Consider the following 24,824-nt stretch of genomic DNA (forward strand, 5'->3'; position numbering starts at 1 on the left):
ATGCTAAGTAGAACTGCCTCGGATTTATATTGGATGTCGCGGTACCTGGAGCGCGCCGAAAACCTCGCGCGGATGCTCGACGTCAGTTACTCGCTGTCGCTGATGCCACAGGACGGACGCGGGGATGGCCTCAATGAAATCGCCATGCCACTGCTGATCACCGGAACCCTGGACGATTACCTGGAGCGCCACGGCGACCTGCACGCCGAGCGCTTGCTGCACTTTTTCGCGCTGGACGCCGAAAACCCCGCCAGCATCTTCAGCTGCCTGGGCGCGGCGCGGGCCAGTGCCCATGCGGTACGCGGGCGTATTACTGCGGACATGTGGGAAAACATCAACGCGACGTACCTGGAAATTCGCGGCATCGCCGAGCAGGGTTTGAGCCGCTACGGCATGAGCCGTTTCTGCGAGTGGGTCAAGGAGCGTTCGCACCTGTTCCGCGGCGCGACCTACGGCACCATCATGCGCAACGACGCCTTCCGGTTCATCCGTCTGGGGACGTTCATCGAGCGCGCCGACAACACCCTGCGCATGCTCGATGCGCGTTATGAAATGCTCGAATTGCGCGGCCCGTCCGCCAACGCGGCGGCAGACAGTTCCGCCGCCGGCTACTACCAATGGAGTGCGCTGTTGCGCGCCTTGTCGTCATTCGAGGCGTACACGGAAGTCTATCGCGACGCACCGGGTGCTCGTCAGGTCGCTGAATTGCTGCTGTTGCGTGCGGATATTCCGCGCTCATTGCGTGCGTGTCTGGAGGAGCTGGACATCATTCTCGCCAGTCTGCCCGGGGCCAATGGCCGTCCCGCCCAGCGTCTGGCCGCCGAGCTGGACGCTCGCCTTCGCTACACCGGCATCGACGAGATTCTCGATGAAGGCCTGCATGAGTGGTTGAACGAATTCATTCCACTTCTGGCCCAACTGGGTAGCGTCATTCACACTTCTTACCTGGAGGCTGCATGAGACTCTCAATTAGCCACGAGACCACTTATCACTACGACGATCAGGTCCGCGCCAGCATCCAGTATTTGCGTCTGACCCCCCACGACAGCGAGCGTCAGCAAGTGCTGAGCTGGCAGTTGGCGTTGCCCCGTCCGGTGCGCGCGCAGATCGATCCTTTCGGCAATATTCTCCACGTGCTGACCCTGGACGAGCCCCACGAAGCGATCGTGATTGGCGCACGTGGCCAGGTCGAGATCGACGAGAAGCGCGAGTCGGAACATGAGAGCCAGTCGTCGCTGCCGTTCCTGCGTTTCACCCGCCTGACCGAAGCTGACGAAGCGATTCGCGCCTTCGCCGTCGCGCAGACCCAGAAGCGCACCGACCGCACTGCGCTGATCGATATGATGCACGCGCTCAACGAACACATCACTTACACGCCGTGCGCGACAGCGGTGGATACCTGCGCCGCCCAGGCATTCGCCAACCGCGCGGGCGTCTGTCAGGATCACACCCACGCATTTCTGGCCTGTGCCCGCAGTCTGGGGGTGCCGGCGCGCTATGTGTCGGGTTATCTCTACAGTGACAGCAGCGAACATCTGTCCAGCCATGCGTGGGCTGAGGCCTGGATCGACGACGTCTGGTACAGCTTCGACGTGACCAATCAGTTGGCGATCCCGGAGCGGCATCTGAAGCTGGCGGTGGGCCTGGATTATCTGGATGCCTGTCCGGTACGTGGCATGCGCCGCGGCGGCGGTTGTGAGCAGATGCACGCCAAGGTCGTGGTGTCGCCCTCAGCGCCGATTGCGGTCCCGGCGGCGAAGAAAAAGCCTGTTCCCGCGCCGATGATCCAGGTGCAACGCCAGGGCTGATCAGCCCGTCGCGGTCGAGCGCTCAGCTCGGCCGCGCTCCTACGGTCTGCGCGCCACTCAGTGCGACAGACAGCCCTGCGTTCATTTCGCCCAACGCGCTGACCTCATACAATCAGCCCCCTTACGATCCGCTGCCAGACCATCCGCCGCCACGCCATCCAAGACGCAACCACGCGATACCCGCACGGCCAACGGCCGCCTGTTTGAAACAGGCAGCCCGCCGGGTGCGTGTGGGGGTCTGCAGGTAGCAGAGCGAAGCATGCTCAGCCGAACAGTCGCGTCATGTTCGGCAGGATCAGCAGCAGTGTGGTCGCGAAAACGATTAATCCGGCCTGACGTATTTTCGAGCGTTTGAACCTGAACTTGAACATGGTAAATGCCTTTTCTTGTTATTCCTGAGCAACAGAAACCCATGGACCTTGGGCGTGACCAAGGCGAGGGTTGGCAAAGGTGAGGCAAAAGAGCAGGTGCCCCGATCAGCAAATCGCGGGCGGCAGGCGCTGGGTGAAACGATTTTGTTATGGCGCCACTGCTACTGACTAAACCTTAGAAGCCACGTGCCGTGCGGTTTAGATCATTGAGGATTAACCAGTTGCGCCTTTATAACTTGAGCACTTTAGGCGAATGGCCATCGCTCAAATATTCGCCTGCTAGACGCCTGCGTCCAAAACGGTCCACGCTCAATAGCTCGCTACCGTTCGTCCGAGTCCGAAACTTCGCACAACCCGCTACCCTGTCACTTGATCCGGCGAAACAGCGCGCCCTGTGTGTCGCTTCGTGATAGACAGTGCCCCCATGACAGTTCGACTGTCGATCGCACAGATAAAAAGACAGTTCATCGGGTTAGCGAGGACAGGATGACCGAAGCGTTTATTTACGATGCCTTGCGCACGCCGCGGGGCAGGGGCAAGTCGGACGGCGCGTTGTACAGCGTCAAACCGGTGGAGCTGGTGGCAGGGCTGTTGAAAGAACTGCAAGTGCGCAATCACCTCGACACCCACCACGTCGATGACATTGTGCTGGGCTGCGTCACGCCCATTGGCGATCAAGGCGCCGACATCGCCAAAACCGCAGCGCTGGTCGCCAATTGGGCCGTGAGCGTGGGCGGGGTTCAGGTCAACCGGTTCTGCGCATCGGGGCTTGAAGCGGTGAATCTGGGGGCGATGAAGATCCGCTCCGGGTTCGAGGACTTGGTGGTGGTGGGCGGCGTGGAGTCGATGTCGCGCGTGCCGATGGGCACTGACGGCGGCGCCTGGATGCTGGACCCGCACACCAATCTGCACACCCACTTTACGCCCCAGGGAATCGGCGCCGATCTGATCGCCACCCTCGAAGGCTTCAGCCGCGACGACGTCGACCTGTTCGCCGTGCAGTCCCAGCACAAGGCGTCACTGGCGCGCGAGCGGGGTGCGTTTCGCCGTTCGCTGGTGCCGGTTAAAGACCAGAACGGCCTGCTCTTGCTCGACCATGACGAGTTCATTCGTCCCGACACCACGTCCGAGGCCCTGGGCAACCTGCGCCCGAGTTTCGAAGCAATCGGCAAAATAGGCTATGACGCCACGGCGCTGCGGGTCTACAGCCACGTTGAACGGATCGAACACGTGCACACGCCGGGCAACAGCTCCGGCATCGTCGATGGCGCCGCCTTGATGCTGCTCGGCACCGCGCAAAAAGGCCAGGCGCTGGGGCTGCGACCACGGGCCCGCATTGTGGTGACGGCGGTGACCAGCACCGATCCGACTATTATGCTCACCGGTCCTGCGCCCGCGACGCGCAAGGCTCTGGCGCGGGCGGGGCTGACCATTGATGACATCGACCTGTTCGAGGTCAACGAAGCCTTCGCCTCGGTGGTGCTCAAGTTCATCAAGGACATGGGCGTCGACCCCGACAAGGTCAACGTCAACGGCGGCTCGATTGCCCTCGGCCACCCACTGGGTGCCACGGGTTGCATCATTCTCGGCACGCTGCTCGACGAGCTGGAAGCCCGGCAGTTGCGTTACGGCCTGGCGACCCTGTGCGTCGGCGGCGGTATGGGCATCGCGACGATCATCGAACGGGTATGAACGTGGAGCACGATAAGCGCTTCGCCCACCGCCTTTATCCGATAACTGTTTCAGGAAGAAAGACCGCATGAGCGATGCCATCCGCTACGAAACCGGGCCGGATCAGATCATCACGCTGACCATCGACATGCCCGGCCAGCAGGCCAATACCATGAATGCGGCGTATCGCCAGGCCATGGCGGAGACCCTTGAACGCCTGCTGGCGGACAAAGAGGCCATCGCCGGTGTGATCATCCGCTCGGCGAAGAAGACGTTCTTTGCCGGCGGAGACCTCAACGAGCTGAGTCAGATTGACGCCGCCCGCGCTGCCGCTTTCTACCAGATGACCATGGACGTCAAGGCCCAGCTTCGCGCGCTGGAAACATTCGGCAAACCGGTGGTGGCCGCCATCGAGGGTTCTGCATTGGGCGGTGGCCTGGAGCTGTGCCTGGCCTGTCACCATCGCATCGCAATCAATGGCGGCCAGGTCAGATTGGGCTTGCCGGAAGTCACCCTCGGTTTGCTTCCGGGTGGCGGCGGCACCGTGCGGCTGGTGCGCATGTTGGGGCTGGAGAAGGCCCTGCCATTGCTGATGGAAGGCCGGACCCTGGGCGTCGATCACGGGTTGAAACTCGGTGTGATCGATCAGTTGGCCAGCGACGCCGATGACCTGATGGCCAAGGCGCGTGAATGGATTATGGCCAATCCGGCGCCGATCAAAGCCTGGGATCAACCGGGGTTTGAATTGCCCGGCGGCACGCCTGCGCACCCGAAAGTGGCGCAGATGCTGGCCGTCGCGCCGTCGATCCTGCGCAGCAAAACCTGGGGTTGCTACCCGGCGCCGGAGAAGATCCTGGCCGCCGCCGTGGAAGGCGCGCAGGTGGATTTCCATACGGCGGAGAAAATCGAGGCGCGTTACTTCACCGAGCTCGCCACCGGCCCCATCGCCAAGAACATGATCGGCAGCTGGTTTCAGCTCAACCGGGTCAAGGCGGCTGAGGCGCGGCCCAAGGCGCCGCCGGTGTTCAACATGCGCAAGGTCGGCATTCTCGGGGCGGGTTTAATGGGTGGCGGCATTGCCTATGTCACGGCGGTGGCGGGCGTCAGCGTGATCCTCAAGGACGTCAACCTCGCGGCGGCGCAGAAGGGCAAGGATTACTCGGCGCGGTTGCTGAACAAGCAGGTTGCCAACGGTCGCCTCACCGAGGCTCAGCGCGACGCCGTGCTGAGCCGAATCAAGCCGACAGGGCGCGACAGCGATCTCGAAGGTTGCGACCTGATCATCGAGGCGGTGTTCGAGAATCGCGAGCTGAAAGCGCAGGTCAGCGCCGCCGCCGAGCAGGTGGTGGTGCCCAATGCGGTGATTGCGTCCAACACCTCGACGCTGCCCATTACCGGGCTGGCCAGCGCCATCAGCCGGCAGGAGCGCTTCATCGGCCTGCATTTTTTCAGCCCGGTGGAGAAGATGCGCCTGGTGGAAATCATCAAGGGCGCACGCACCAACGACATGACCCTGGCGCGGGCCTTCGATTTCGTTCAGCAGATCGGCAAGACCGCGATTCTGGTCAACGACACACGTGGCTTCTTCACCTCACGGGTGTTCGCCACCTATGCCGATGAAGGCATTGCCATGCTCGGCGAGGGCGTCAGTGCGCCGATGATCGAGACCGAGGCGCGCAAGGCCGGGATGCCCGTGGGGCCGCTGGCGGTGTCCGACGAGGTGTCGTTGAGGCTGATGAGTCAGATTCGCCAGCAGGCGCGCAAGGACCTGGCCGAGCAGGGCGTTGAGCTGGCCGGGCATCCGGCCGACGCGGTGATCGAGCAGCTGCTGCATGAATTCGATCGCGCAGGGAAAGCCTCCGGCGGCGGTTTTTACGACTACCCCGACGGTGCGCCCAAGCACTTGTGGCCAGAGCTGAAAATCCGGTTCGAGAAGCCCGACGCACAGATCAGTGGTCAGGATATTCACGACCGCTTGCTGTTCATCCAGGCCCTCGAAACGGTGCGCTGCATGGAGGAGGGCGTGCTGCGGTCAACAGCGGACGCCAACGTTGGTTCGATGCTCGGGATCGGCTTTCCGGCCTGGACCGGCGGGTCGTTGCAGTTCATCAATCAATACGGGCTGAAGCCGTTCATTAACCGCGCCCGCGCCTTGGCTGAGCGCTACGGCGAGCGCTTTCAACCGCCTGCGCTGCTGTTGCAGAAAGCCGAGGAAGGGACGCTGTTCTAGCTAAGACTCCTCGCTGTGCCGTATCAAGGGTTGGGACAGCGTGGGTTCAACTGAACACGGCGCACTGCCTCAACTGGGCCTTGCCTTGCCCTGGCCTTCAAGGCAGGCTTGGTCCACGCATTTTCGCTTTTGTGGCTTCAGGGATTTTTATGTCGTTACGCATCTGCATTCTGGAAACCGACGTACTTCGCCCGGAACTGGTCGATCAATACCAGGGTTACGGGCGGATGTTCGAGAAACTCTTCGCGCGCCAGCCGGTGCCAGCGGAATTTGTCGTCTACAACGTCATGCAGGGCGATTACCCGCCAGATGACGAGCCGTTCGACGCGTATCTGATCACCGGCTCCAAGGCTGATTCCTTCGGCACCGATCCGTGGATCGAAACCCTGAAGACGTATCTGCTCGACCGCTACAAGCGCGGCGACAAGTTGCTGGGTGTGTGTTTCGGTCATCAGTTGCTGGCACTGCTACTGGGCGGCAAGACCGACCGCGCGCCACAGGGGTGGGGTGTCGGGATTCATCATTACAACCTCGCACCCACCCAACCGTGGATGACGCCGGCGCTGGACAAGCTCACGCTGCTGATCAGCCATCAGGATCAGGTCACTGCGCTGCCCGAAGGCGCGACGGTCATTGCCACCAGCGAGTTCTGCCCGTTTGCTGCTTATCACATCAACGACCAGGTGCTGTGCTTCCAGGGGCATCCGGAATTCATCCACGACTACTCGCGCACGCTGCTCGACATCCGCCAGGACGCCCTGGGCGAACAGGTCTACGGCAAAGGCATCGCCAGCCTGGAAGAAGACCACCACGGCACGGCGGTGGCGGAATGGATGATGCGGTTTGTGGCGAACAAGCGGCCGGTGAGCTAAACGCGATTGGCCGGGTGCAATAACCAGGCAGGACCGGCTTCAGCTGGATCGCGCGTAGGACCGGCTTCAGCCGGGAAGGGGTCAGTTGCCACGCTGCAAAATGGATGGCGCTCACACCGGCCTCTTCCCGGCTAAAGCCGGTCCCACAGTCGTAGGCGTATTCGAAGCCGGTGCCACAGCCGTAAGCACATTCAAAAGCCTCAAAGCCAACCCGACCGCTTGAAGCTGGCAAACAAGATCCCGCACCCGCCGACGATCACCCCCAACACCATGTAATACCCGTAGTGCCAGGTCAGCTCGGGCATGTTCTCGAAGTTCATCCCGTAGATCCCGGCGATGGCGGTGGGGAAGGCCAGGATCGCGGCCCAGGCGGCAAATTTGCGCTGGGTCAGGCTCTGTCGCGAAGACTCCAGCAGCAGGCTGATTTCGATGGTTTGGCTGGCGATGTCGCGCAGGTTGGAAAGGTCTTCCATCTGCCGCTTGACGTGGATTTCCACGTCGCGGAAGTAAGGGCGCATGTTCTTGTCGATGAAGGGGAAGCTGAGCTTCTGCAGCTCCTCGCCAATCTCGACCATGGGCGCCACGTAACGGCGCAGGCGCAGCAGGTCACGACGCAGCGAATGGATCCGGTGGATGTCGGCTTCGTTGAGGTCCTTGCGCAGCACGTTGTGCTCAAGCTCTTCAAGCTCGCAGTGGATCGACTCGGTGACCGGCTGGTAGTTCTCGGTAACGAAATCCAGCAGAGCATACAGGACGAAGTCCTCCCCGTGCTCCAGCAGCAACGGCCGGGCTTCGCAGCGCTGACGCACCAGGCCATAGGATTTCGAGTCACCGTTGCGCGAGGTGATCACATAGCCCTTGCCGGCGAAAATATGGGTTTCGATGAAGATCAGCTTGCCGTTCTCGCGAATCGGCGCGTAGGTCACGATGAACAGCGCGTCACCAAAAGTCTCCAGCTTCGGCCGGCTGTGGACTTCCAGTGCGTCTTCGATGGCCAGCTCGTGCAGATTGAACTGCCGTTGCAGCGTGGTCAGTTCTTCGAGGCCCGGATGCTCCAGGCCGATCCAGACGAAATGCCCGGGTTTCGCCGCCCAGGCTGCGCCTTCGTCGAGGGCAATATTGGTGACTTTCTTTCCCGCACTGTAAACCGCAGCGGCAACCACTCGACCCATAATGTCTGCTTCTTCTTTTAGGGAAAACTCACGCGCAGCTTAGCGCGCTCCCTGATCAGAGTCGGCGGATTTAAACGAGTTCGCAGGTTTTTTCAGTGCCGTTCAGCGTCTGTTGGGAGGGTAGCCGCGCAGCCTCGGACTGGCGCGTCCATGCTGGCGATGCAGGCTTGCATCTGGCCGTGGCACAGCGCGATGAGTTGAGGGATATCGTCGCCGGTGAGGTTTGCGGTCGGGATCGCGGGCAGCGTGCGGATGATCACCTCGCCGCTGTTCCATCGGTTCAACTCCATGCTGCGCACGTAGGTGCTCACGCACACAGGCACAATGGGCACACCGGCTTCGATCGCCATCTGAAACGCCCCGCGCTTGAACGGCATCAGCCCTTCGCCCTTGTTGCGCGTGCCTTCAGGGAACACCCAGATGGACGTGTCCTTGTGCTGCAGGGTATCGGTGGTCTGGAGAATGGCGCGGCGTGCCTTCTGCGGATTGCCTCGGTCGATCAGCACGTTGCCCGCCAGCCAGAACAGCTGACCAAAAAACGGCACCCACTTGAGACTTTTCTTGCCGATGCAGACCGTGCGCGGCGGCACGATGTTGCCGAGGACAAACAAATCGTAGTTGGACTGATGGTTACAGATGATCACGCAGGGCCTGGTCTCCTCGAACTGCGGGCTGAGCTGGGCGTTCAGGCGCAGCCCGAGAATGCCCATGGCGGGGAGGGCGTAGAGGCGAGCACACAGACGGCTGTTGTCAGGGTTGAACGGGCGGCACAGGCCAAGTAAAAGCCCCAGTGCGCCTGCGACGAGAAAGTGCAGGCCCATCAACAACATACGCAGTACGAACAGCATGCAAACCACCCGGTAGGCGAAAAGCCGCGCAGTGTACGGATGTGCACTGGAATCGGCAATCGCCCACAGGCCGGGGGGAGGATCAGGAATTTAACGGGATGTTTCACGGGCAACGCGCTGCCGGGAATGCAGCGCGTTGTCAGGGCTACCTCAGAGCGGGATCTGACGATCCAGCTCGATAGCCCGGTCGAGGGTCTCGAGAAATGCCTTGCGCACTTTCAGTTTGGTCTGCTTGTGGGCGCGCATGTTGATCTTCTTCATCTGCAGCGCCACGGCGCGCGCGGCCTCGGTGAGTTGTTCCGATGCGACCACCTTGTCGAAGAACCCGGCTTGCAGCGCGCCCTGGGGATCGAACATCTCGCCGCAGATCACCGAGCGACCGAAGGCACTTTTGCGCAGGCGATCACGGGCCAGTTCGATGCCGGCATGGTGCATGGTCATGCCGATCTGCACCTCGTTCAGACCGATGCTGAACGGGCCTTCGACGCCAATACGGTAATCCGCCGACAGCAGCAGAAACGCGCCTTTCGCTACAGCATGACCGCCGCACGCGACCACGACCGGGAACGGGAACGACAGCATTCGCCGCGCCAGGGTTGAGCCTTCGGCGACCAAGGCCATGGCGGCTTCCGGCGACGAGGTCATGATTTTCAGGTCATACCCGCCGGAGAGAATCCCCGGCTGACCGGTGATGATCACCACGGCACGGTCCTGCTCGGCGCGGTCCAGTGCGGCATTGAACGCGGCGACCACGTCGTTGCTGATGGCGTTGACCTTGCCGTTGGTCAGGGTCAGCGTCGCAACGCCGTCATCCAGTTGATAGGCGACCAAATCACTCATGGCGCGAGTCCTTTTTTGTTTTGAAGTGGCGCAGACGTTACTCACCCGGCAGGGCAAGGTAAAGCGTAAAGGATGACTGGCAAGTCAGGGGGCGGGCCGCCAGGTCTGGCGACCCTGAGAGGGAACGGGGCGGTTAAACCTCGACTTCATTCAGTTCGCAGTACTCATCCCAGTCCATGTCCAGTGCCTCGGCCGCTTCCTTGTGCGTAGCCAGACGCAGTTCCTTCAATTGCTCGGGGGTTTCGGCAATGAAGGTCAGCGCCAGCTCCCAGGTCGGGATGCCCTGGGCTTCGGCTTCGTCTTCGAAAGCCCAGAGGGTTTGCTGCTGCTGTTCTTTCGGGCTCAAATCCTGGATTTCAGCCTGCAACATCGGATTGGTCACGATGTACTTCGCCAAGGCAGCTTCGGTCCAGTCGTTTGCGTTCATGCGGGGGTGATCTCCTGTGGGTCGAGCTGACGTGTTGCTGTGGGTGGGATGCTGCTGAGGTCATGAGCCAAGCGGCGATTGTGCGTGATGTGCATCACTGGCGCCAGTCACAGGCGACCCGTCGGTCGGTGTAGCCCCGGGGCTTGGATCGCTGAACGAATAGCGCCGCCGCGGACACATAAAAATGGCCCGCCTTGCAGCGAGCCCGCGGGCGACAGCGTCGGGCTGTCAACCGATCGCCATCGGCTTCTTTACGTTGCGATGTGCGTTATTGCCGAGTAACGGGTGCGGCCCCATGGCGCCGTACACGCCGACCGGTTCCGGGAAGGTGCGCAACAGGGTGATGTACAACAGCGTCGCCAGGCCAAGGGTGATCGGCAGGCTGATGTCGATACCGCCCGCCAGATTGCCCAGTGGACCGACAAACTGCCCCGGCAAGTTGACGAAGCACAGGCCCACCGCCGCGCTTGGCAGCCACGCGCCCAGCCCGCGCCAGTTCCAGCCATGCTCGAACCAGTAGTGTCCACCGCTCTGGCCACGGGTGAACACTTGCAGGTCCGCCGGATGATAGAAGCCACGGCGTACGATCAGGCCCAGGACCATGATGACGATCCACGGCGAGGTGCATGTCACGATCAGCACCGCGAAGGTCGACACGCTTTGCACCAGATTGAAGGCGAAACGGCCGATGAAGATGAAGGCAATCGCAGCGATGCCGATCAGAATCGTCGCCTGGGCGCGGTTGAGCAGGCGCGGAAACATGCTCGACATGTCCAGCCCGGTGCCATAAAGCGACGTCGTGCCGGTCGACATCCCGCCGATGATCGCAATCAGGCACACCGGCAGAAAGAACCAACTGGGCGAGACCGCCAGCAGGCCGCCAACGTAGTTGTTGTCCGTGATGTATTGCGGCGCCTGGGTGGCCACGATGGTCGCCGTGCACAGCCCGAACAGGAACGGAATCAGCGTGCAGATCTGCGCCAGGAACACCGACGCCATGATGCGTTTTTTCGACGTCTGGCGTGGGATATAGCGAGACCAGTCACCGAGAAATGCACCGAACGACACCGGATTGCTCATCGCCAGAAGCGCAGCCCCGATGAACGCTGCCCAGAACCCTTCGCTGCCCCGATTGACCGTGCCGGCGAAGCCCGCATCGAAGCTGCCGCCGAAGGCAAAGAGGCCGAGCAGGAACAACAGGCTGGAAGCGAAGACCGCGATCTTGTTGACCCACAGCATGAAGCGGAAACCGTAAATGCACACCGCCAACACCAGTACGGCAAACACGCCGTAGGCCAACGCCAGGGTGACGTCGTTTTCCGGCAGGCCGACCATGCGTTTGGCGCCGCCGATAAACGCATCCCCCGAGCTCCAGACCGACAGCGAGAAGAACGCGACCGCCGTGAGCAGCGACAGGAACGAGCCGACGATGCGTCCGTGAACGCCAAAATGCGCGCCGGATGAAACCGCGTTGTTGGTGCCGTTGAGGGCGCCAAACACACCCATCGGCGCAAGGATGATCGACCCGAGCACGACGCCCAACAGGATGGCCCAGACGCCGGCCTGGAACGACAGGCCGAACAGCACCGGAAAGCTGCCCAACACTGCGGTGGCGAACGTGTTGGCGCCGCCGAAGGTCAGACGAAACAGGTCGAGGGGCGCAGCGTCGCGCTGATGATCGGGGATCTGTTCGACCCCGAAGGTTTCGATCGTGGTGGTGGGGTGAGCCATGGGAGGTTCCTGCGCGCTGTCGTGTTGTTATGGGGCCAACGAAAAGCGCTGGCCCGTTATCTCGACCGGTGAACCCGATCGTGGCATTGGCAGTGGTCGGCATTGCGACCCTGAATCAGGTGAAGCAGTGGGTGGTGCGTACGGCAGCCTCTGAGGGCCACTCGCCATTGATTGCGCGTCGCGCTAGTGGGTTTTCACGGACAGGTGTTCGTGGCACGCCAGCCAGCGCGCGCCATATTGCCGAAAGACAATGGTTTCACGTTCGCTGGAATGGCTTTCCTGATCGCCGAAGCGGACGTGGGTGTCGACGTCGTGCATGAAAATCGCGGTCTCACCCTGCAGGCAGATGTGCGCGTTGCGCGATTGGCAACCCAGCACCGCAAAGCCGTCGGCCTGCCAGCCGGCCCACACATCGCGGTAAGCGGCGCGTGACAGCAGGGGCGCAGGGAGGGTGTGAAAGAGGAAAGTGGCGTCTTCGGCGAATGCGGCGAAGTAGGCGTCCGTGTTGTTGCTGGCGAACGCGTCGATGAGCGCTTGTGCCGCGTGTTGAACGGCGTCGTGGCGGGTGTCGTGGCGGGTGTCGGTGGAGGTCATGGCCGGCTCGTTTTTGTGATTCTGGCGATGGGGCCCGACTGTAAGCAGCTGTCACGGGGCGTCACATCGGCGCCGGTAAAAACTTAGTTCAGAAAATCGAGAAGTAACGGTGAGCGGCAAGCCTTAAGCGGCAAGCCGTAACTAAGCAATAAGCAGGCAACGCTGTCAGTTTCCTGAGGATTTCATCAGGCCGCTTTTGACCGGCTGACGAACCCGGCCGCCGGAGGGGTCGAAGCAGGCACTGTCGTAACGAGGGGCGACGCAGGTCGAAGGGAGGCCGGGGGGAGGGGGGCGAATGCTTTGCAGGCGATCGGCGATCTCCCGCTCGTTGGTGATGATGAGCTTCCGGCGTCGGCTGACTTGCAGAATTTCAGTGGCGTTCTTGTTCAGGCGATAGGGAAAGTCAGTCTCTTCCCACTCGCTGGAAAGCCGGGACGGAGGCGGGCGCTGTACCGTGGATTCGCCCACGTAAGTCGGGCAAGGGCTTTGGGCGAAACTGATGGCGCCGTTGGCGGCGACGCATTTGAACACGTCGGCGTTTGCCAGACCGGACAAGGGCAACATTATGGCCGTCAGGCACAGCGCTGGAAATCTGATCATCGAAACCTCCCTAGATGGCGCAAGGCTACCATCTGAGAGGTTCGGCTGTCAGTCACGATGATCGGGATCAGTGGGTTTCGTGGGCGGCTTTCTGGACTTTCGCCAGGGCGAGTGCCGCGAACATGTCGGCGTCGCTTTGCAACACCCTCAGGTGGTCTTCGACATGATCAGCGCTTGCGGGCGGTTCTTCGGAATTCACCAGACGGGTCACTTCGCACAATGCATTGGCCGTGATCCACAGGCTCTGGCGCAGCTGGCTGATGATTTTCACCATGCTCTCCGAGCTGTCGAGATCGGCTGCACCCTCCATGTCCTGGTCTGTCTGCACCGTCGAAAAGGTGGGCATTTCAGCGCGGGCCGAGGGGTCGACCCCAGTGACAACGCGGTTAATGTCCACTCCGGCGGCGGCGATCTTGAACAGATAATCCGCCCTGGGCAATCGCTGCCCGCTCTCGTAATGCCCCTGAGCGTTGGCTTCCACACCACCGATAGCGCCCAGCGCGCTTTGTGTCAATTTCAGACGTTTTCGTTCTTGGCGCAAACGTTTGCCGATGCCATTCATCTACCTTCTCCTGCGAATTCGCACCCTGCAGATGTCTCTTGCGGGTGCGCAATGGGGGCCGGAATACGGACTGTTTTCTGTTGGTGTAGCGCTAGCCGTTAACGGGAATTGGAGTCATTCCCACGTACAACGGGTAGACCTTAGCTGCTAAGACACCCAAATGGCGATTTTTCCGACGCTTTGCGTGGAAAAATAAACGCGGTGCGATTCTAGTTATTCTATTGGGTCGGGTCACGTGGTCATTTGCAGGGTGGGATGACGGATGGAATAGAGCGGATGCGGGGGCGACGCACGGCGCGGCCTTTGTCGGTCCCCTGGATAGATTCCGAGGGTGTGGCCGACTCTTCTCTTAGTACAACAAACGCAGCTAGCGTCGACTTCGACAGTGAATAGGCCAGGGCGCTGATCTAAGGGATCCAGAAAACACTCCGGGGGTTAAGCTCGAAGTCTGTGATGGAGTAGCGGCGAGCCAAATTAGATCCCTGGACAATTACCCAAGCTGGTGCGCCACCCAGCAAATGCGCTCACCCTGACCAAGGCAAGTAGGGATATTAAATAACGATGCTCATATTGAGGGCAACTTCATAAACGCAACGTTTATGAGTTGTTTAATATTTTGGCTCGCTAGTCGGTAATGGCCGGCATGCATCGGTATCTTTTCTGAAAATGCAGCGGCTCACTTCACTGGCGCTCATATCTATGTTTTCCTCCACCCATCAACAGGGTGTTAATAAGGAGCTGTAAGTGTCACTTGAGGCCTATCTACAAATCGAAGGTGTTGGCGGGGAAACACTTTCAGAAGGTTACGAAGATTGGATTGAGTTGCTGGACTTCGATGTGTCTGCCAATCAAACAGCTTCTGCAACAGCCACTTCGGCGGGAGGCGCCACTTCGGGGCGCGCTTATATGGGTGATTTTATGGTGCGTAAAGCTGTAGATAACGCCACTGCAAAACTTCATGAAGCCTGCTGCAGCGGTAAGCATTTCAAGCAGGTCTCAGTGCATGTATTTCGTGCCGGTGATCCGAAGATGAAATATCTGGAGGTGGTGCTCGAGGAAGTCATTATTAGCGCATTCACCCTTACCGGCAATGGAGGGAGGCGTGATGCATTTCCAGCCGAGTTGATTGCTTTGAACTATGGCCGAATCAAGTTGATTTACTCCAGGCAGAGCCGGGCCACCGGGCAGGGTGCGGGACAGGTTGCAGGGGGCTGGGACGCTATCAGTAACAAAGTCTACTGCTGACTTAGGTAGTCGCTGATCAGGTGAAAGTATGAGTTTTGAACTTCCGCAAGCAATGCCGCGTCACGTCAATGTCGATGTGAATATAAAGCTGGCAAACGAGCAGTGGAGAAAGGATCCGGCCATTGGCGCATTCATGAGTTGGTTTTACTACAAGGTTCGCAATGGCGGACCCTGGGATTTCAAACAGAAACACCCAGAATGGGAAAATTTTGGTAATTTCCACTATGGCGCCGTTGGCAGAGGTGGGCAGTTGCCTGATCAAATTCTGTTGAGAGCGGCAGGGTTCGCTCAGCAAGATGCGGGCACCCAAAGCACTGAGGAGGATTGGGGCGTATGGTATTGGCGAGCTCCCTATGGGGATGATCCCAAGGATCAATATTGGATCATGCAAGGTATTGAGTATGCGAAATCAAAGGGGTACTGAAACCTGTGTTCCCTACAAGTTTCTTTTCTGGGCATTACTGAGCGCGCTGCTTATCTATTACCTGCTCGAACACATGTTGAGTGGGATTGCTGATGCAGATGAACTGGTGCTCAAACGTCAGCTAAAGCGCGGCGCATGGGTGTACGTCACATACTACGGTGCACCTGCTACTGACCTGGACACCTTGCGGTTTTACCTCAGCAGCCCGATCCCGGGTTCTGACGAGGAGATACTCAAGGAACTGAACAAGCGCAATTCATTCATGATCACCGATAGCGCCCTTGAGGACGTGGTGGTTAGTGATACGCCTAACGGCGTCGGTATCACTGTGAAGGGCGCGGTTTATCGCTTCTTCAGCAAGCAGTACACACAGACTGACGGGCTTCAGTCTTATCGGGTGAGCTTGAGCCAGCAGGATGAGCGCGGCTGAGTGATGTGGGCGGGCAGATTAATGGATGCTACATGCTGCCAGTCCGGTCAGCCGCGCCGCCGCGTATACGCCCAGACACAACATCCGAAAACGAAAATCCCCGCCCGCCATAAGCGGTGCGGATACTTTTTTAAAATGGCGGTGGGATTTGAACAAAGCCACCCTCCAGCCTTTGAATTGCCAGACATGTCCCGCACCCAGCTCTATGCACGAGTCTCTACGTCTAACCAGTTCACTGAGAACCAGTTACAGGAAGTTAGAGCAGAAGGGTTTGACGTACAGGCAGGTCGGGTAGTGGAAGAAACGATTTCAGGCATTATCGCCTCCAGCGAGCGCCCCGGCTTTCAGAAGCTGACCGACCGCATGGAATCAGGAGACATGCTGATCGTTGCCAAGCCCGATCGCTTGGGCCGTAATGCCATGGACGTGGGTCAGACTGTCGCGCGTCTTGTTGAGGGTGGCATTCGCGTTCATTGCCTCGCCCTTGGTGGTGTAGACCTAACAGTGCAGCAGGCAAGATGACCATGCAAGTACTGGGGGCTGTAGCTGAATTAGAACGTGACTTGTTGATAGAGCGTACACAACAGGGGCTCACCCGTGCGAAGGCTGAGGGCAAGAAGCTAGGACAGCCTGAAGCAACTGATACCGCAGCATCGTTGCAGCGCCTCAAGGCAAGGGACATGACACAGGCTCAGGTCGCTGCTGAGCTTGGTATTGGCATCGCTACGGTCAAGCTTCACTGGAACAAGGTCTGATCGTACTCGCTGTACATAAGCCTACCTCGCTGGTGGGCTTTGTCGTCTCTCCTCCTGGGACAACGTGTGACTGACACTCAGCAATCACCACGCCGCCAGCAAGCCCAGCAGAGCCTTCGGGTGTTACTTTAGGATTTTGGCGAAGTAGCCTTCGAGCTGGTGCGCTGTGTTTCACACCTATCGTGAGAATCCGTCGCCAGCATTCAAAGCCGCCTGTCTTACTTCCAGCCAGCGCTTCAGTCTCGTTTTCGAATGCGCATCCCTTTCTGACGGCGGAATGTGGAAATCGGCAGAAATCACTGGCAGGGGAATGCATCAGTGAGAGCTAGGAGGATAAGCATTGATGCGTCATCGTTTAACAGCTTGGGATTTGCTTCGAGAAACTTGACTGTGACTCTTATCGCCTGCTGACCCTTCACCCCGGATTTCGGCAGACAAACTCGCATATTTTTTGGGGCTGTATCGCCCATCATGGAAGCCGTGCCAAGCACTCCCTGAATAATGCCAAGGCAATGACCCACGTCATAGTCCACTTGCGCTTTTTTATCCATCGCCCTAATGGCGGTATTGCACTCGGACAAAAGGTCATTACCGTCAGTTGCGCAAGCAGCAGCACTCACCATCATCGTGCCCAGTGCAACCGCTACTATCCATTGCTTACTCATATGGTGATCCTTTTACAGGCAGCTGGTGTAGACGGTCTGCCCAACGCCATTGGAAATGCAGTTTGTCTGTTGTTTGACTCGAACAGGCTGCAACATGTAGGGCTGCTGGGGGTGCTGTCCCTGCTGGTTCATGAGCATTTGTAGTGCTCGCTGTCGCCGTGCCTCGTTCGCTTGTCCCTGCTGGTTAGCAAGAGCAACCCGGCACTGTACGTATGCATCTGACCCGGGCTTGGCACCGTACGATTGGCACTGTGCATCGTCCCTAATCGCCACTTGGGCAGGGTCTGCTTCGTGATTGGCACAGCCCGCCAGAGCAGCGAGGAAAACAGTTGCAGCGATTGCCTTCATGGTCGTCGTCCGTGGTTAATGCCGTGAGAGTATCCGCCGTCATCACACAGCGCCATGAATCAAGTTTGGCGTACGTCAAGTGAAACGCCAGGGGCGCTGGCTGATCCTCCTCCTGGCCGTCAGGTGCTACAGCGTCTCGCTCTTGACTCTCATGCACCACTACTTTCAGCGCGTCCTTGGCCTGACGCAGCCCTGCTTCAGCCTTGGCGAGTTCACTACTGACACCACTCCACATCAAAACCAGCGTGGCGATCTTGGAAATCGCCAGAAAACCGCGTCACTTGAAGAATACGTTGAACACGGCTGTCCCAATCGAAACGATAAGCGCACAAGACGATATCAGGGTAGCTGTCCAGAACTTGCTAGCGTCTTCTTGAAGACCCGCCAGTATGGATGACATGAGCGGGAAATTAACGGAGAAGTCTTCCCCGTTGATTCTGCCGAAGAATGCCACTTTGGAGCCGTCTTCATTCGTATAGCCATGCTTTTTTTGAAGGTGGTAGTAGAGACGCCCGAAAATGAGATCGGTATCCACGTCGAAGCGCTTTGCGATCACTTCACAGTCAATCGGCACGTAGATTTTGCTACGCCTCCCGCTCTCCACTTCGCGGGAGTGGTTTTGAAACTCCTCGAAGTAGAGCTTGTAGATGAGTTCTAACATTGTTCGATCAGAAGGCAACTTCATCCGTGCTTCTCCTTGCGGATTCATCCGTTCGGCCTTGATGACCATCAAGGCTGTAATGCGATACCACTTCTAATCGCTGATCCGGGCTACCTTCGTTGACCGACTTGCCAGCTAATCGCTAGGGTGACAAGCGAAGGTTCGCGGCTGCGTCTTCGAAGAAAAGCCCCGTCTCCGGGGCCTCCTCACATCAGTGCAGCGTGCGTCCGTTAAGGCTCATCTCAAGCCAGTCATTCACGTCTGAATCGCCATGACCAACCGTGTAGTGAATCTCGGAGACGTAGAGGCTTTCTTCGTACTCAATGAACGGCTTTAACCGCTTGAAAATCTCTTTCGCAGTGCAGTCCGTCCGAATGGCATACACAGACGGGGTCAGTCGAGTCGCCGAGTACTTGTAGATTTCAGCGATCAAGCGTTGGCGTTTGACGCCCAGTTTACCTGCGTTGCAGGTGATCAGCAGTGTCGGCATGGCCGATTACTCCCATTGAACAGCATAAGGGTTGCCAGTCCAGTGGGAGCCTCCGATAGTTATTATCGGTTGCCAAACACTAGCGTATTTGGCTCAATGGCATCCCGTCAGGACTGACGATTCGATATCGGGTTCGGTTCTGAACTGGTGCAAATGGGTACGTTTCGGTCCGTCAACTTCGGCGTGCCCATTTGCAGACTTCCTTTCCTCCGCCTCGCCCGAGGCTCAGTAACAGATCGCTCCCAAACCCCACATGTAGGGTTTTCATCAGCGAGCACCTACAAGATAATGCGTTTGCGACACTAACCGCAACGCATGACCTGTGGATAAAGCTGTGTGTAATTTGCGTGTGAGCTGCGGATTTTTGCGTGTAGCCCACGCGGCGAGTGGGGTAGGCCATTTGTCGATGTTTTTGCGATGAAGAAACGTGCGGTGGTTAACCGCTAGCCGGTCTTCGCCGTAAAGGCATTCCGTTGCGGTATACCTGCGAAAATCCAGAACTAGCATGTCCAGTCTGCGGTACAAGTCCTGCGTCATTGGAGGCGGGAAAATCGGATGTACCAGTAGCTTGACTGCATCCAATAGGTGTTGTTTCCAGTGGCGATGCTTGCACCCCCTTCAGGTGACGAGCCCTCGGCATCGATCTTGTAGCGTCCATTACAAGCGGTGAACATCTGCTTGTAGGCGTCCTCACGGCGTTGCTTCCTGACAAACCCAGCCCCGTCATTCAGGTATTTCACGGGCGCATCCGTGCATACGGCGCTTTTCGATAGTCAGGTATCCATGCTCACGCAATTTTTTGATGAACTCTTTCGCCGTTGTGAGGCTACAGCCAGAAGCGCTGGCGATCTAGTTCTGATTGTCGAACCACAGCTTGCCTTCGCCGGTGAAGTAGTCGTGCCGATCTTTCATGAGCACCCACAGAATCTTGTCCTGTGCAGAAAATGACGGGCTGGCGAGTGGTCAGACTTAAGAAATGGTGGGCTTGCAGAAGGGAACGCGGGGCTTTGCAGAATATATCGGACATGGCCGGTGCGTCTCCTTGTGGTTAGCTCGTTATGTGGGTCACATCCTTCGGCGTAGTCGCCGCGTTGGGTGGTTCGCCTGTAGTGGCGGATATCCGCTCGTTTGGGGCAAAAAGTCAAACGAAAGTTCTTGCAATATCTGGCGGGTGTGGTGGGGGTGATGATGGCCCTCAGGAGGGCGGATGAGAGCCCGCAGGAGGCACGATGTAGTAAAGGCAATTCAAGGGTAGTGGGTAGACTTATGCTGTCGCCTGAAGGGGGTTTTAGGTGAATAAACAGCATGGTAGAGGTGAGGTTTAGCGGGGCAGGGCGCCGGGTAAAACGAGGGATTAGCGCAGGAATTTTACGTACAATTGCTACGTACAATCCAGAATGCAAAACGCCCGTAACTCGTTAAAGTTACAGGCGTTTTTAATGTGGCGGTGAAGGAGAGATTCGAACTCTCGATACAATTTCTTGTATACACACTTTCCAGGCGTGCTCCTTAAGCCACTCGGACACTTCACCGTATCTCTTCAGACGTTCAGTCTGTCGAGGCGCGCTAATGTAGTCGAAAGCTTTGGCGAAGGCAAAACTTTTTTTCAGAATTTTCATGCGCTTAAGCAAAAAAGTCCGAGGCCCCGGCTCCTGAACGAGGTCCGAGGCTTCGTGTCGGTGGCGAGTGCGCGGGGATCAGGCGCCGAAGCCGCCGTCGATGGTCAGGCTGGCGCCGGTGACATAGCCCGCTTCGGGGCCGGCGAGGTAGGCAACCATCGCGGCGATTTCTTCGGACTTGCCGTAGCGCGGGATGGCCATCAGGCCCATCAGTGTTTCGGCGAACTCGCCGTCGGCCGGGTTCATGTCGGTGTCGACCGGGCCGGGCTGGACGTTGTTGATGGTGATGCCGCGCGGACCGAGGTCGCGGGCCAGGCCCTTGGTCAGGCCGACCAGCGCCGATTTGCTCATGGCGTAGACGCCGCCTCCGGCGAAGGGCATGCGGTCGGCGTTGGTGCTGCCGATGTTGATGATGCGGCCGCCTTCTTTCATGTGACGCGCCGCTTCCTGACTGGCGATGAACACGCTGCGTACATTGATCGCCAGGGTTCGGTCGAAGTCTTCGAGGGTGAATTCGTCCAGCGGGGCGATGGCCAGCACACCGGCGTTATTGACGAGGATGTCGAGGCCGCCGAAGGTCTTCACGGTCTCGGCGACGGCGTCGCGGATGTCTTCGGCGTTGGCGCTGTCGGCCTGGATCGCCAGAGCTTTGCCGCCGGCTGCGGTGATGCTGTCTTGCAGTTCCCGGGCTTTGGGTTCGGAGCTGACGAAGGTGAACGCCACCGCTGCGCCTTGTTCGACGAGACGCTTGACGATCGCAGCGCCGATACCGCGTGAGCCGCCTTGTACCAGTGCTGTTTTACCAATCAGATTGGTGGGATGAGTCATGTCGATCTCCTTTAGGCCTGAGTGCTCAGTCGTGGGTGGATGAGCAACAGTATCTGCCCTCCATGGCTCGCGCGGTAACCGGTGGTCGAGATAGTCTGGGTAAACCGGAGGTCGTGAGTGAAGGCGATGAAATACTTCCAACGCGCCTTGGTCATCACGGCACTGACGTCATCAAAAGGAACAACATGCACATCCAACCGAAAGCCGCCCTGGTCCTCATCGACATGCAGCAGGGCATCAACCACCCGAAATTGGGCCAGCGCAACAACCCGGACGCCGAGCAGCGGATGCTTGAGCTGCTGAGCGCGTGGCGCGACAGCGGGCGCACGGTGATTCACGTGCGGCATTTCTCCCGCTCACCGGACTCGGTGTTCTGGCCGCAGCAGTCCGGTGTCGAGTTTCAACCGGCGTTTATGCCGTGGGATGACGAAGGCGAGCTGCACAAAGAGGTGCCCGACGCGTTCTGCCATTCGGCGCTGGAGGGTTGGTTGCGGGCGGACGGGATCAATCAGGTGGTGATCGTTGGTGTGGTGACCAACAATTCCGTGGAGTCCACCGCGCGCACTGGCGGCAATCTCGGCTTCGAGGTCATCGTGCCCCACGACGCCTGCTTCACCTTCGACGGCGTGGATTTCTTCGGGCAATCGCGCAGTGCCGAAGACATCCACGCCATGTCGCTGGCCAACCTGCACGGTGAGTACGCGCAGGTGATGGCGACCGAGGCGGTTCTGCGAGCGCTCAATTAACCCGCATGTCGAGGCTCAACGCGCGGCTCAGGCGTGCTGTACACCCGCGCGCTTGAGCAGCTTTTTGCAGCGTTCCGACAGGTGCACCACGCGCAGGTGTTTCCCTGCCTTCTGGTAGCGCTCGCGCAGGGTTTTCAGTGCCGCGATGGCGGAATAGTCCACGAAGATAAGATGACGGCAATCCAGCGTGACCTGTTGCGGATCGTTGACGTGATCGAACTGATCCAGGAAGGGCGTGGTGGAGGCGAAGAACAGCGTGCCGTGCAGGTGATACATCTTGCTGCCGTCCGGCTCGGTGTGGCTGTCGGCGTACAGCTCGCGCGCCTGTTGCCAGGCGAAATTCAGCGCCGCCACCAGGATGCCGAACAGCACGGCGGTGGCCAGGTCGGTGAGGACGGTGACGATGGTCACGGCAATGATTGCGAAGACATCGTTCAGCGGGACTTTGCGCAGCACGCGCAAGGACGCCCAGGCGAACGTCTGCTGGGCCACCACGAACATCACGCCGACCAGCGCCGCCAGGGGAATGCGCTCGATGAGGGGTGACAGGAACAGCACGAACATCAGAATCATTACACCGGCGACGATGCCGGACAGACGACCGCGGCCGCCGGAACTCAGGTTGATGACAGTCTGGCCGATCATCGCGCAGCCGCCCATGCCGCCGCACAGGCCCGAAGCCAGATTGGCGACGCCGAGGGCAACGCACTCGCGGTCGGGGTAGCCGCGGCTCTCGGTGATTTCGTCGGTGAGGTTCAGGGTCAGGAGGGTTTCCAGCAGACCGACCAGCGCCATGAGAATCGCGTAGGGCGCGATGATCTGCAGGGTCTCCAGATCCCACGGCACGTCCGGCAGCGACAGGCTCGGCAGACCGCCGGCTATGTGCGCCATGTCGCCGAGGGTGCGCGTCGGCAGGTCGAACAGGTACACCAGCAGGCCGACGCCGAGGATGGCGACCAGCGCCGGCGGCACCGAGCGGGTCAGGCGAGGCAGCAGGTACACCACCGCCATGGTCAGCGCCACCAGGCCGATCATCAGGTACAGCGGCGTGCCGCTGAGCCAGGATTCGCCGCTTTTGAAATGCTCCAGCTGCGCCATGGCGATAACGATCGCGAGGCCGTTGACGAACCCGAGCATGACCGGATACGGCACCATCCGCACCAGTTTGCCCAGGCGCAGCAGTCCGAACGCGATCATCACCAACCCGCCCAGCAACACCGTCGCCAGCAGGTACTGCACGCCGTGTTGCACCACCAGCGCCACGATGACCACGGCCATCGAACCCGCCGCGCCGGAGACCATGCCGGGACGCCCGCCGAACAGCGCGGTCAGCGTACAGATGATAAAGGCCCCATACAGGCCCATCAGCGGGTTGAGGTGCGCGACCAGCGCGAAGGCGATGCACTCGGGCACCAGGGCAAAAGAGGTGGTGAGTCCGGCGAGGACATCGGCGCGAAGACGGGCGGGTTTCATGACATTCCTGAAGGACGGTGGGCAAAAGGAGGGGATGTTACGGAATGTAAGCGGAGACGGCCAGTCGCAGGAATGCCGCACCCTGCTGCCTTTCACTCATTCTTCATGTGTCCTGTCGCGGCCGATTATGTAACGATGTTTGACTCAAACAGCTCGCCGATTCCTGTCGCCCAGGCTCGGCACGTCATCAAGGACAGAACACGGATGCTCGCTGCGCTCAGACACTACCCGGCTTCGGTCAATCTCCTGCTTTCGTCGTCGTTGTTTCTGACGCTGGGCAGGGCGATCACCCTGCCGTACCTGGTGATTTACCTTTCTTCGAATTTCGTCCTGGGCATGAGCGACATCGGCATGGTCGTCGGCGGAGCGCTGATTGCCGGCTCATTGCTGAGTCTGTACGGCGGCTACCTCACCGACAAACTGTCCAGCTACCGGCTGATTCTGTGCTTCACCGGGTTCTTCGTCGCCGGCTTCATCGGCATGTGCGTGACCAGCAAGCTGTGGCTGTTCTTCCTGTTTCTGGTGTCGTTCAATTTCGCGTATTCGGTCATTGATATCGTGGTCAAGGCGGCATTCGGCAAGCTGCTGCCGGTGGCCGAGCAGAGCAAGGTATTCTCGGTGCGCTATACGCTGATCAACATCGGCTATGCGGTCGGGCCGTTCATTGGCGCAGGGCTGGCCCACTGGAACATGAAGCTCCCGTTCGTGATGTCGGCCGTGCTGGGCCTGGGCTTCCTGGTGGTGTACGCGATGTACGGGGACCGCAGGCTGAGCTCGGCGGACCCGGCCAATGCGCCGATTTCCTTCATCGCCGTCGGACGCATCCTGCTCAAGGACTACCGACTGGTGTGCTTCACCGTCGGCGGCGTGCTCAGCGCGGTGGTGTTCGGGCAGTTCACGGCGTACCTCTCGCAATACCTGGTGACCACCAGTACGCCGGAATTCACCTATCAGGTGATCAGCTCGGTGGTCGCGGTGAACGCCGCCGTCGTGATCTGCTTGCAGTACCTGGTCGGCAAACGCATCAGCCATGAGTACCTGAATCAGTGGCTGACCGCGGGTTTCAGCCTGTTCCTGATGGGCGTGGTGGGGTTCGCCCTGTCGACGACGGTGTTGCACTGGTCGCTGGCGGTGGCGGTGTTTACCCTCGGCGAGATCATCGTGTTTCCCGCCGAGTACATGTTCATCGACCGCATCGCGCCCACTCATTTGCGCGGCATGTATTACGGCGCGCAAAACCTCTCCAACCTCGGCGGCGCGCTGGGGCCGGTGCTGTGCGGCTTCGCACTGGCGACCCAGTCGGCGCATTTCATGTTCTACATGCTGGCGGCGTTTATCATTGCCGGCGGCTGCTTCTATCTGTTGGGCGCCTCGTATTCCAGACGCCACGACCAAAATTCCACTGCGCAGTGAA

Annotated in this window: 24 protein-coding genes, 1 tRNA gene and 1 pseudogene; 11 read left to right on the forward strand and 15 right to left on the reverse strand. The window is 59.4% G+C overall.

The window, feature by feature from the left end:
- The 5 genes from SLW75_RS23080 to SLW75_RS23100 all read left to right on the forward strand — a co-directional run bounded on the left by SLW75_RS23080 (position 1) and on the right by SLW75_RS23100 (position 6,952).
- Complete coding sequence (locus tag SLW75_RS23080; protein WP_065989404.1) at positions 1 to 960, forward strand: alpha-E domain-containing protein; 960 nt, start codon at positions 1 to 3, stop codon at positions 958 to 960.
- Complete coding sequence (locus SLW75_RS23085) at positions 957 to 1,808, forward strand: transglutaminase family protein (RefSeq protein ID WP_410935543.1); 852 nt, start codon at positions 957 to 959, stop codon at positions 1,806 to 1,808. Before SLW75_RS23080 ends, SLW75_RS23085 begins: the two co-directional genes overlap by 4 nt.
- 857 nt (positions 1,809 to 2,665) lie before the next feature.
- A complete protein-coding gene (locus SLW75_RS23090; protein ID WP_410935544.1) occupies positions 2,666 to 3,871 on the forward strand; it encodes an acetyl-CoA C-acetyltransferase in 1,206 nt (401 codons plus the stop codon).
- 67 nt (positions 3,872 to 3,938) lie between these two features.
- Positions 3,939 to 6,080, forward strand: coding sequence for a 3-hydroxyacyl-CoA dehydrogenase NAD-binding domain-containing protein (locus SLW75_RS23095; protein ID WP_410935545.1), 2,142 nt, complete (start codon positions 3,939 to 3,941; stop codon positions 6,078 to 6,080).
- Between the two features lie 149 nt (positions 6,081 to 6,229).
- A complete protein-coding gene (locus SLW75_RS23100; protein WP_410935546.1) occupies positions 6,230 to 6,952 on the forward strand; it encodes an amidotransferase in 723 nt (240 codons plus the stop codon).
- A gap of 200 nt (positions 6,953 to 7,152) precedes the next feature.
- On the opposite strand, the gene SLW75_RS23105 is transcribed toward SLW75_RS23100, so the two are convergent.
- The 8 genes from SLW75_RS23105 to SLW75_RS23140 all read right to left on the reverse strand — a co-directional run bounded on the left by SLW75_RS23105 (position 7,153) and on the right by SLW75_RS23140 (position 13,726).
- A complete protein-coding gene (locus tag SLW75_RS23105) occupies positions 7,153 to 8,124 on the reverse strand; it encodes a magnesium and cobalt transport protein CorA (protein ID WP_065989417.1) in 972 nt (323 codons plus the stop codon).
- Between the two features lie 92 nt (positions 8,125 to 8,216).
- Positions 8,217 to 8,972 (reverse strand): lysophospholipid acyltransferase family protein, encoded by a 756-nt coding sequence (locus SLW75_RS23110; protein ID WP_410935547.1) that lies wholly within the window; start codon positions 8,970 to 8,972, stop codon positions 8,217 to 8,219.
- A gap of 150 nt (positions 8,973 to 9,122) precedes the next feature.
- Positions 9,123 to 9,812 carry a crotonase/enoyl-CoA hydratase family protein gene (locus SLW75_RS23115; RefSeq protein ID WP_410935548.1) on the reverse strand — a complete coding sequence of 230 codons (690 nt, stop codon included), beginning with the start codon at positions 9,810 to 9,812 and terminating at the stop codon, positions 9,123 to 9,125.
- Positions 9,813 to 9,945: 133 nt separating this feature from the next.
- Positions 9,946 to 10,239, reverse strand: a complete 294-nt coding sequence (locus SLW75_RS23120; protein ID WP_065989420.1) for a DUF6388 family protein — start codon at positions 10,237 to 10,239, stop codon at positions 9,946 to 9,948.
- Between the two features lie 228 nt (positions 10,240 to 10,467).
- Entirely contained in the window at positions 10,468 to 11,970 is a 1,503-nt protein-coding gene (locus tag SLW75_RS23125; protein ID WP_410935549.1) for a purine-cytosine permease family protein, read from the reverse strand.
- Positions 11,971 to 12,153: 183 nt separating this feature from the next.
- Positions 12,154 to 12,564, reverse strand: a complete 411-nt coding sequence (locus tag SLW75_RS23130; protein WP_410935550.1) for a YybH family protein — start codon at positions 12,562 to 12,564, stop codon at positions 12,154 to 12,156.
- A 165-nt stretch (positions 12,565 to 12,729) separates the two neighbouring features.
- Positions 12,730 to 13,164, reverse strand: coding sequence for a DUF4124 domain-containing protein (locus tag SLW75_RS23135; protein ID WP_410935551.1), 435 nt, complete (start codon positions 13,162 to 13,164; stop codon positions 12,730 to 12,732).
- A 67-nt stretch (positions 13,165 to 13,231) separates the two neighbouring features.
- A complete protein-coding gene (locus SLW75_RS23140; protein WP_410935552.1) occupies positions 13,232 to 13,726 on the reverse strand; it encodes a helix-turn-helix domain-containing protein in 495 nt (164 codons plus the stop codon).
- 744 nt (positions 13,727 to 14,470) lie between these two features.
- Here SLW75_RS23140 and SLW75_RS23145 point away from each other — a divergent pair.
- The 4 genes and pseudogenes from SLW75_RS23145 to SLW75_RS23160 all read left to right on the forward strand — a co-directional run bounded on the left by SLW75_RS23145 (position 14,471) and on the right by SLW75_RS23160 (position 16,580).
- Positions 14,471 to 14,971, forward strand: a complete 501-nt coding sequence (locus tag SLW75_RS23145) for an Hcp family type VI secretion system effector (protein WP_410935553.1) — start codon at positions 14,471 to 14,473, stop codon at positions 14,969 to 14,971.
- Between the two features lie 28 nt (positions 14,972 to 14,999).
- Positions 15,000 to 15,395 carry a polymorphic toxin type 44 domain-containing protein gene (locus SLW75_RS23150; RefSeq protein ID WP_369319467.1) on the forward strand — a complete coding sequence of 132 codons (396 nt, stop codon included), beginning with the start codon at positions 15,000 to 15,002 and terminating at the stop codon, positions 15,393 to 15,395.
- Complete coding sequence (locus tag SLW75_RS23155; RefSeq protein WP_410935554.1) at positions 15,373 to 15,825, forward strand: hypothetical protein; 453 nt, start codon at positions 15,373 to 15,375, stop codon at positions 15,823 to 15,825. The genes SLW75_RS23150 and SLW75_RS23155 overlap by 23 nt, the downstream gene beginning before the upstream one ends.
- Positions 15,826 to 16,011: 186 nt before the next feature.
- Positions 16,012 to 16,580, forward strand: a pseudogene (locus tag SLW75_RS23160) (recombinase family protein).
- 296 nt (positions 16,581 to 16,876) lie between these two features.
- Here SLW75_RS23160 and SLW75_RS23165 read toward each other — a convergent pair.
- The 6 genes from SLW75_RS23165 to SLW75_RS23190 form a co-directional block, all read right to left on the reverse strand.
- Complete coding sequence (locus SLW75_RS23165; RefSeq protein ID WP_410935555.1) at positions 16,877 to 17,245, reverse strand: Rap1a/Tai family immunity protein; 369 nt, start codon at positions 17,243 to 17,245, stop codon at positions 16,877 to 16,879.
- A gap of 625 nt (positions 17,246 to 17,870) precedes the next feature.
- On the reverse strand, positions 17,871 to 18,278 hold the full coding sequence (locus SLW75_RS23170) for a hypothetical protein (RefSeq protein ID WP_410935556.1): 408 nt from the start codon (positions 18,276 to 18,278) through the stop codon (positions 17,871 to 17,873).
- A 187-nt stretch (positions 18,279 to 18,465) separates the two neighbouring features.
- On the reverse strand, positions 18,466 to 18,744 hold the full coding sequence (locus SLW75_RS23175) for a hypothetical protein (RefSeq protein ID WP_369319473.1): 279 nt from the start codon (positions 18,742 to 18,744) through the stop codon (positions 18,466 to 18,468).
- Positions 18,745 to 19,277: 533 nt separating this feature from the next.
- Positions 19,278 to 19,484, reverse strand: a complete 207-nt coding sequence (locus SLW75_RS23180) for a hypothetical protein (protein WP_410935557.1) — start codon at positions 19,482 to 19,484, stop codon at positions 19,278 to 19,280.
- 702 nt (positions 19,485 to 20,186) lie between these two features.
- Positions 20,187 to 20,276 (reverse strand) — tRNA-Ser (locus SLW75_RS23185).
- 165 nt (positions 20,277 to 20,441) lie between these two features.
- Positions 20,442 to 21,191 (reverse strand): 3-oxoacyl-ACP reductase family protein, encoded by a 750-nt coding sequence (locus SLW75_RS23190; protein ID WP_410935558.1) that lies wholly within the window; start codon positions 21,189 to 21,191, stop codon positions 20,442 to 20,444.
- 185 nt (positions 21,192 to 21,376) lie between these two features.
- On the opposite strand from SLW75_RS23190, the gene SLW75_RS23195 reads away from it, so the two are divergent.
- Positions 21,377 to 21,937, forward strand: a complete 561-nt coding sequence (locus SLW75_RS23195) for a cysteine hydrolase family protein (protein ID WP_410935559.1) — start codon at positions 21,377 to 21,379, stop codon at positions 21,935 to 21,937.
- Between the two features lie 27 nt (positions 21,938 to 21,964).
- Here SLW75_RS23195 and SLW75_RS23200 read toward each other — a convergent pair whose 3' ends face one another.
- Positions 21,965 to 23,410, reverse strand: coding sequence for a SulP family inorganic anion transporter (locus SLW75_RS23200; protein ID WP_410935560.1), 1,446 nt, complete (start codon positions 23,408 to 23,410; stop codon positions 21,965 to 21,967).
- A 204-nt stretch (positions 23,411 to 23,614) separates the two neighbouring features.
- Here SLW75_RS23200 and SLW75_RS23205 point away from each other — a divergent pair, with 204 nt between their 5' ends.
- Positions 23,615 to 24,823: an MFS transporter gene (locus SLW75_RS23205; RefSeq protein WP_410935561.1), complete on the forward strand. Its 1,209-nt coding sequence runs from the start codon at positions 23,615 to 23,617 to the stop codon at positions 24,821 to 24,823.
- The last annotated feature ends 1 nt before the right edge of the window (position 24,824 follow it).

Origin of the sequence: Pseudomonas sp. W5-01 (genome assembly GCF_046540435.1) — a bacterium.
In the GTDB taxonomy this organism is placed as follows: domain Bacteria; phylum Pseudomonadota; class Gammaproteobacteria; order Pseudomonadales; family Pseudomonadaceae; genus Aquipseudomonas; species Aquipseudomonas graminis_B.

Bases quoted from the DNA above. Each gene is read 5' to 3' on its own strand.
- SLW75_RS23200 (WP_410935560.1), bottom strand. From the start codon at position 23,410: ATGAAACCCGCCCGTCTTCGCGCCGATGTCCTCGCCGGACTCACCACC.
- SLW75_RS23195 (WP_410935559.1), top strand. From the start codon at position 21,377: ATGCACATCCAACCGAAAGCCGCCCTGGTCCTCATCGACATGCAGCAG.
- SLW75_RS23115 (WP_410935548.1), bottom strand. From the start codon at position 9,812: ATGAGTGATTTGGTCGCCTATCAACTGGATGACGGCGTTGCGACGCTG.
- SLW75_RS23120 (WP_065989420.1), bottom strand. From the start codon at position 10,239: ATGAACGCAAACGACTGGACCGAAGCTGCCTTGGCGAAGTACATCGTG.
- SLW75_RS23170 (WP_410935556.1), bottom strand. From the start codon at position 18,278: ATGAAGTTGCCTTCTGATCGAACAATGTTAGAACTCATCTACAAGCTC.
- SLW75_RS23095 (WP_410935545.1), top strand. From the start codon at position 3,939: ATGAGCGATGCCATCCGCTACGAAACCGGGCCGGATCAGATCATCACG.
- SLW75_RS23105 (WP_065989417.1), bottom strand. From the start codon at position 8,124: ATGGGTCGAGTGGTTGCCGCTGCGGTTTACAGTGCGGGAAAGAAAGTC.
- SLW75_RS23140 (WP_410935552.1), bottom strand. From the start codon at position 13,726: ATGAATGGCATCGGCAAACGTTTGCGCCAAGAACGAAAACGTCTGAAA.
- SLW75_RS23090 (WP_410935544.1), top strand. From the start codon at position 2,666: ATGACCGAAGCGTTTATTTACGATGCCTTGCGCACGCCGCGGGGCAGG.
- SLW75_RS23080 (WP_065989404.1), top strand. From the start codon at position 1: ATGCTAAGTAGAACTGCCTCGGATTTATATTGGATGTCGCGGTACCTG.
- SLW75_RS23150 (WP_369319467.1), top strand. From the start codon at position 15,000: ATGAGTTTTGAACTTCCGCAAGCAATGCCGCGTCACGTCAATGTCGAT.
- SLW75_RS23085 (WP_410935543.1), top strand. From the start codon at position 957: ATGAGACTCTCAATTAGCCACGAGACCACTTATCACTACGACGATCAG.
- SLW75_RS23165 (WP_410935555.1), bottom strand. From the start codon at position 17,245: ATGAGTAAGCAATGGATAGTAGCGGTTGCACTGGGCACGATGATGGTG.
- SLW75_RS23190 (WP_410935558.1), bottom strand. From the start codon at position 21,191: ATGACTCATCCCACCAATCTGATTGGTAAAACAGCACTGGTACAAGGC.
- SLW75_RS23100 (WP_410935546.1), top strand. From the start codon at position 6,230: ATGTCGTTACGCATCTGCATTCTGGAAACCGACGTACTTCGCCCGGAA.
- SLW75_RS23175 (WP_369319473.1), bottom strand. From the start codon at position 18,744: ATGCCGACACTGCTGATCACCTGCAACGCAGGTAAACTGGGCGTCAAA.
- SLW75_RS23110 (WP_410935547.1), bottom strand. From the start codon at position 8,972: ATGCTGTTCGTACTGCGTATGTTGTTGATGGGCCTGCACTTTCTCGTC.
- SLW75_RS23135 (WP_410935551.1), bottom strand. From the start codon at position 13,164: ATGATCAGATTTCCAGCGCTGTGCCTGACGGCCATAATGTTGCCCTTG.
- SLW75_RS23130 (WP_410935550.1), bottom strand. From the start codon at position 12,564: ATGACCTCCACCGACACCCGCCACGACACCCGCCACGACGCCGTTCAA.
- SLW75_RS23205 (WP_410935561.1), top strand. From the start codon at position 23,615: ATGCTCGCTGCGCTCAGACACTACCCGGCTTCGGTCAATCTCCTGCTT.
- SLW75_RS23125 (WP_410935549.1), bottom strand. From the start codon at position 11,970: ATGGCTCACCCCACCACCACGATCGAAACCTTCGGGGTCGAACAGATC.
- SLW75_RS23155 (WP_410935554.1), top strand. From the start codon at position 15,373: ATGCGAAATCAAAGGGGTACTGAAACCTGTGTTCCCTACAAGTTTCTT.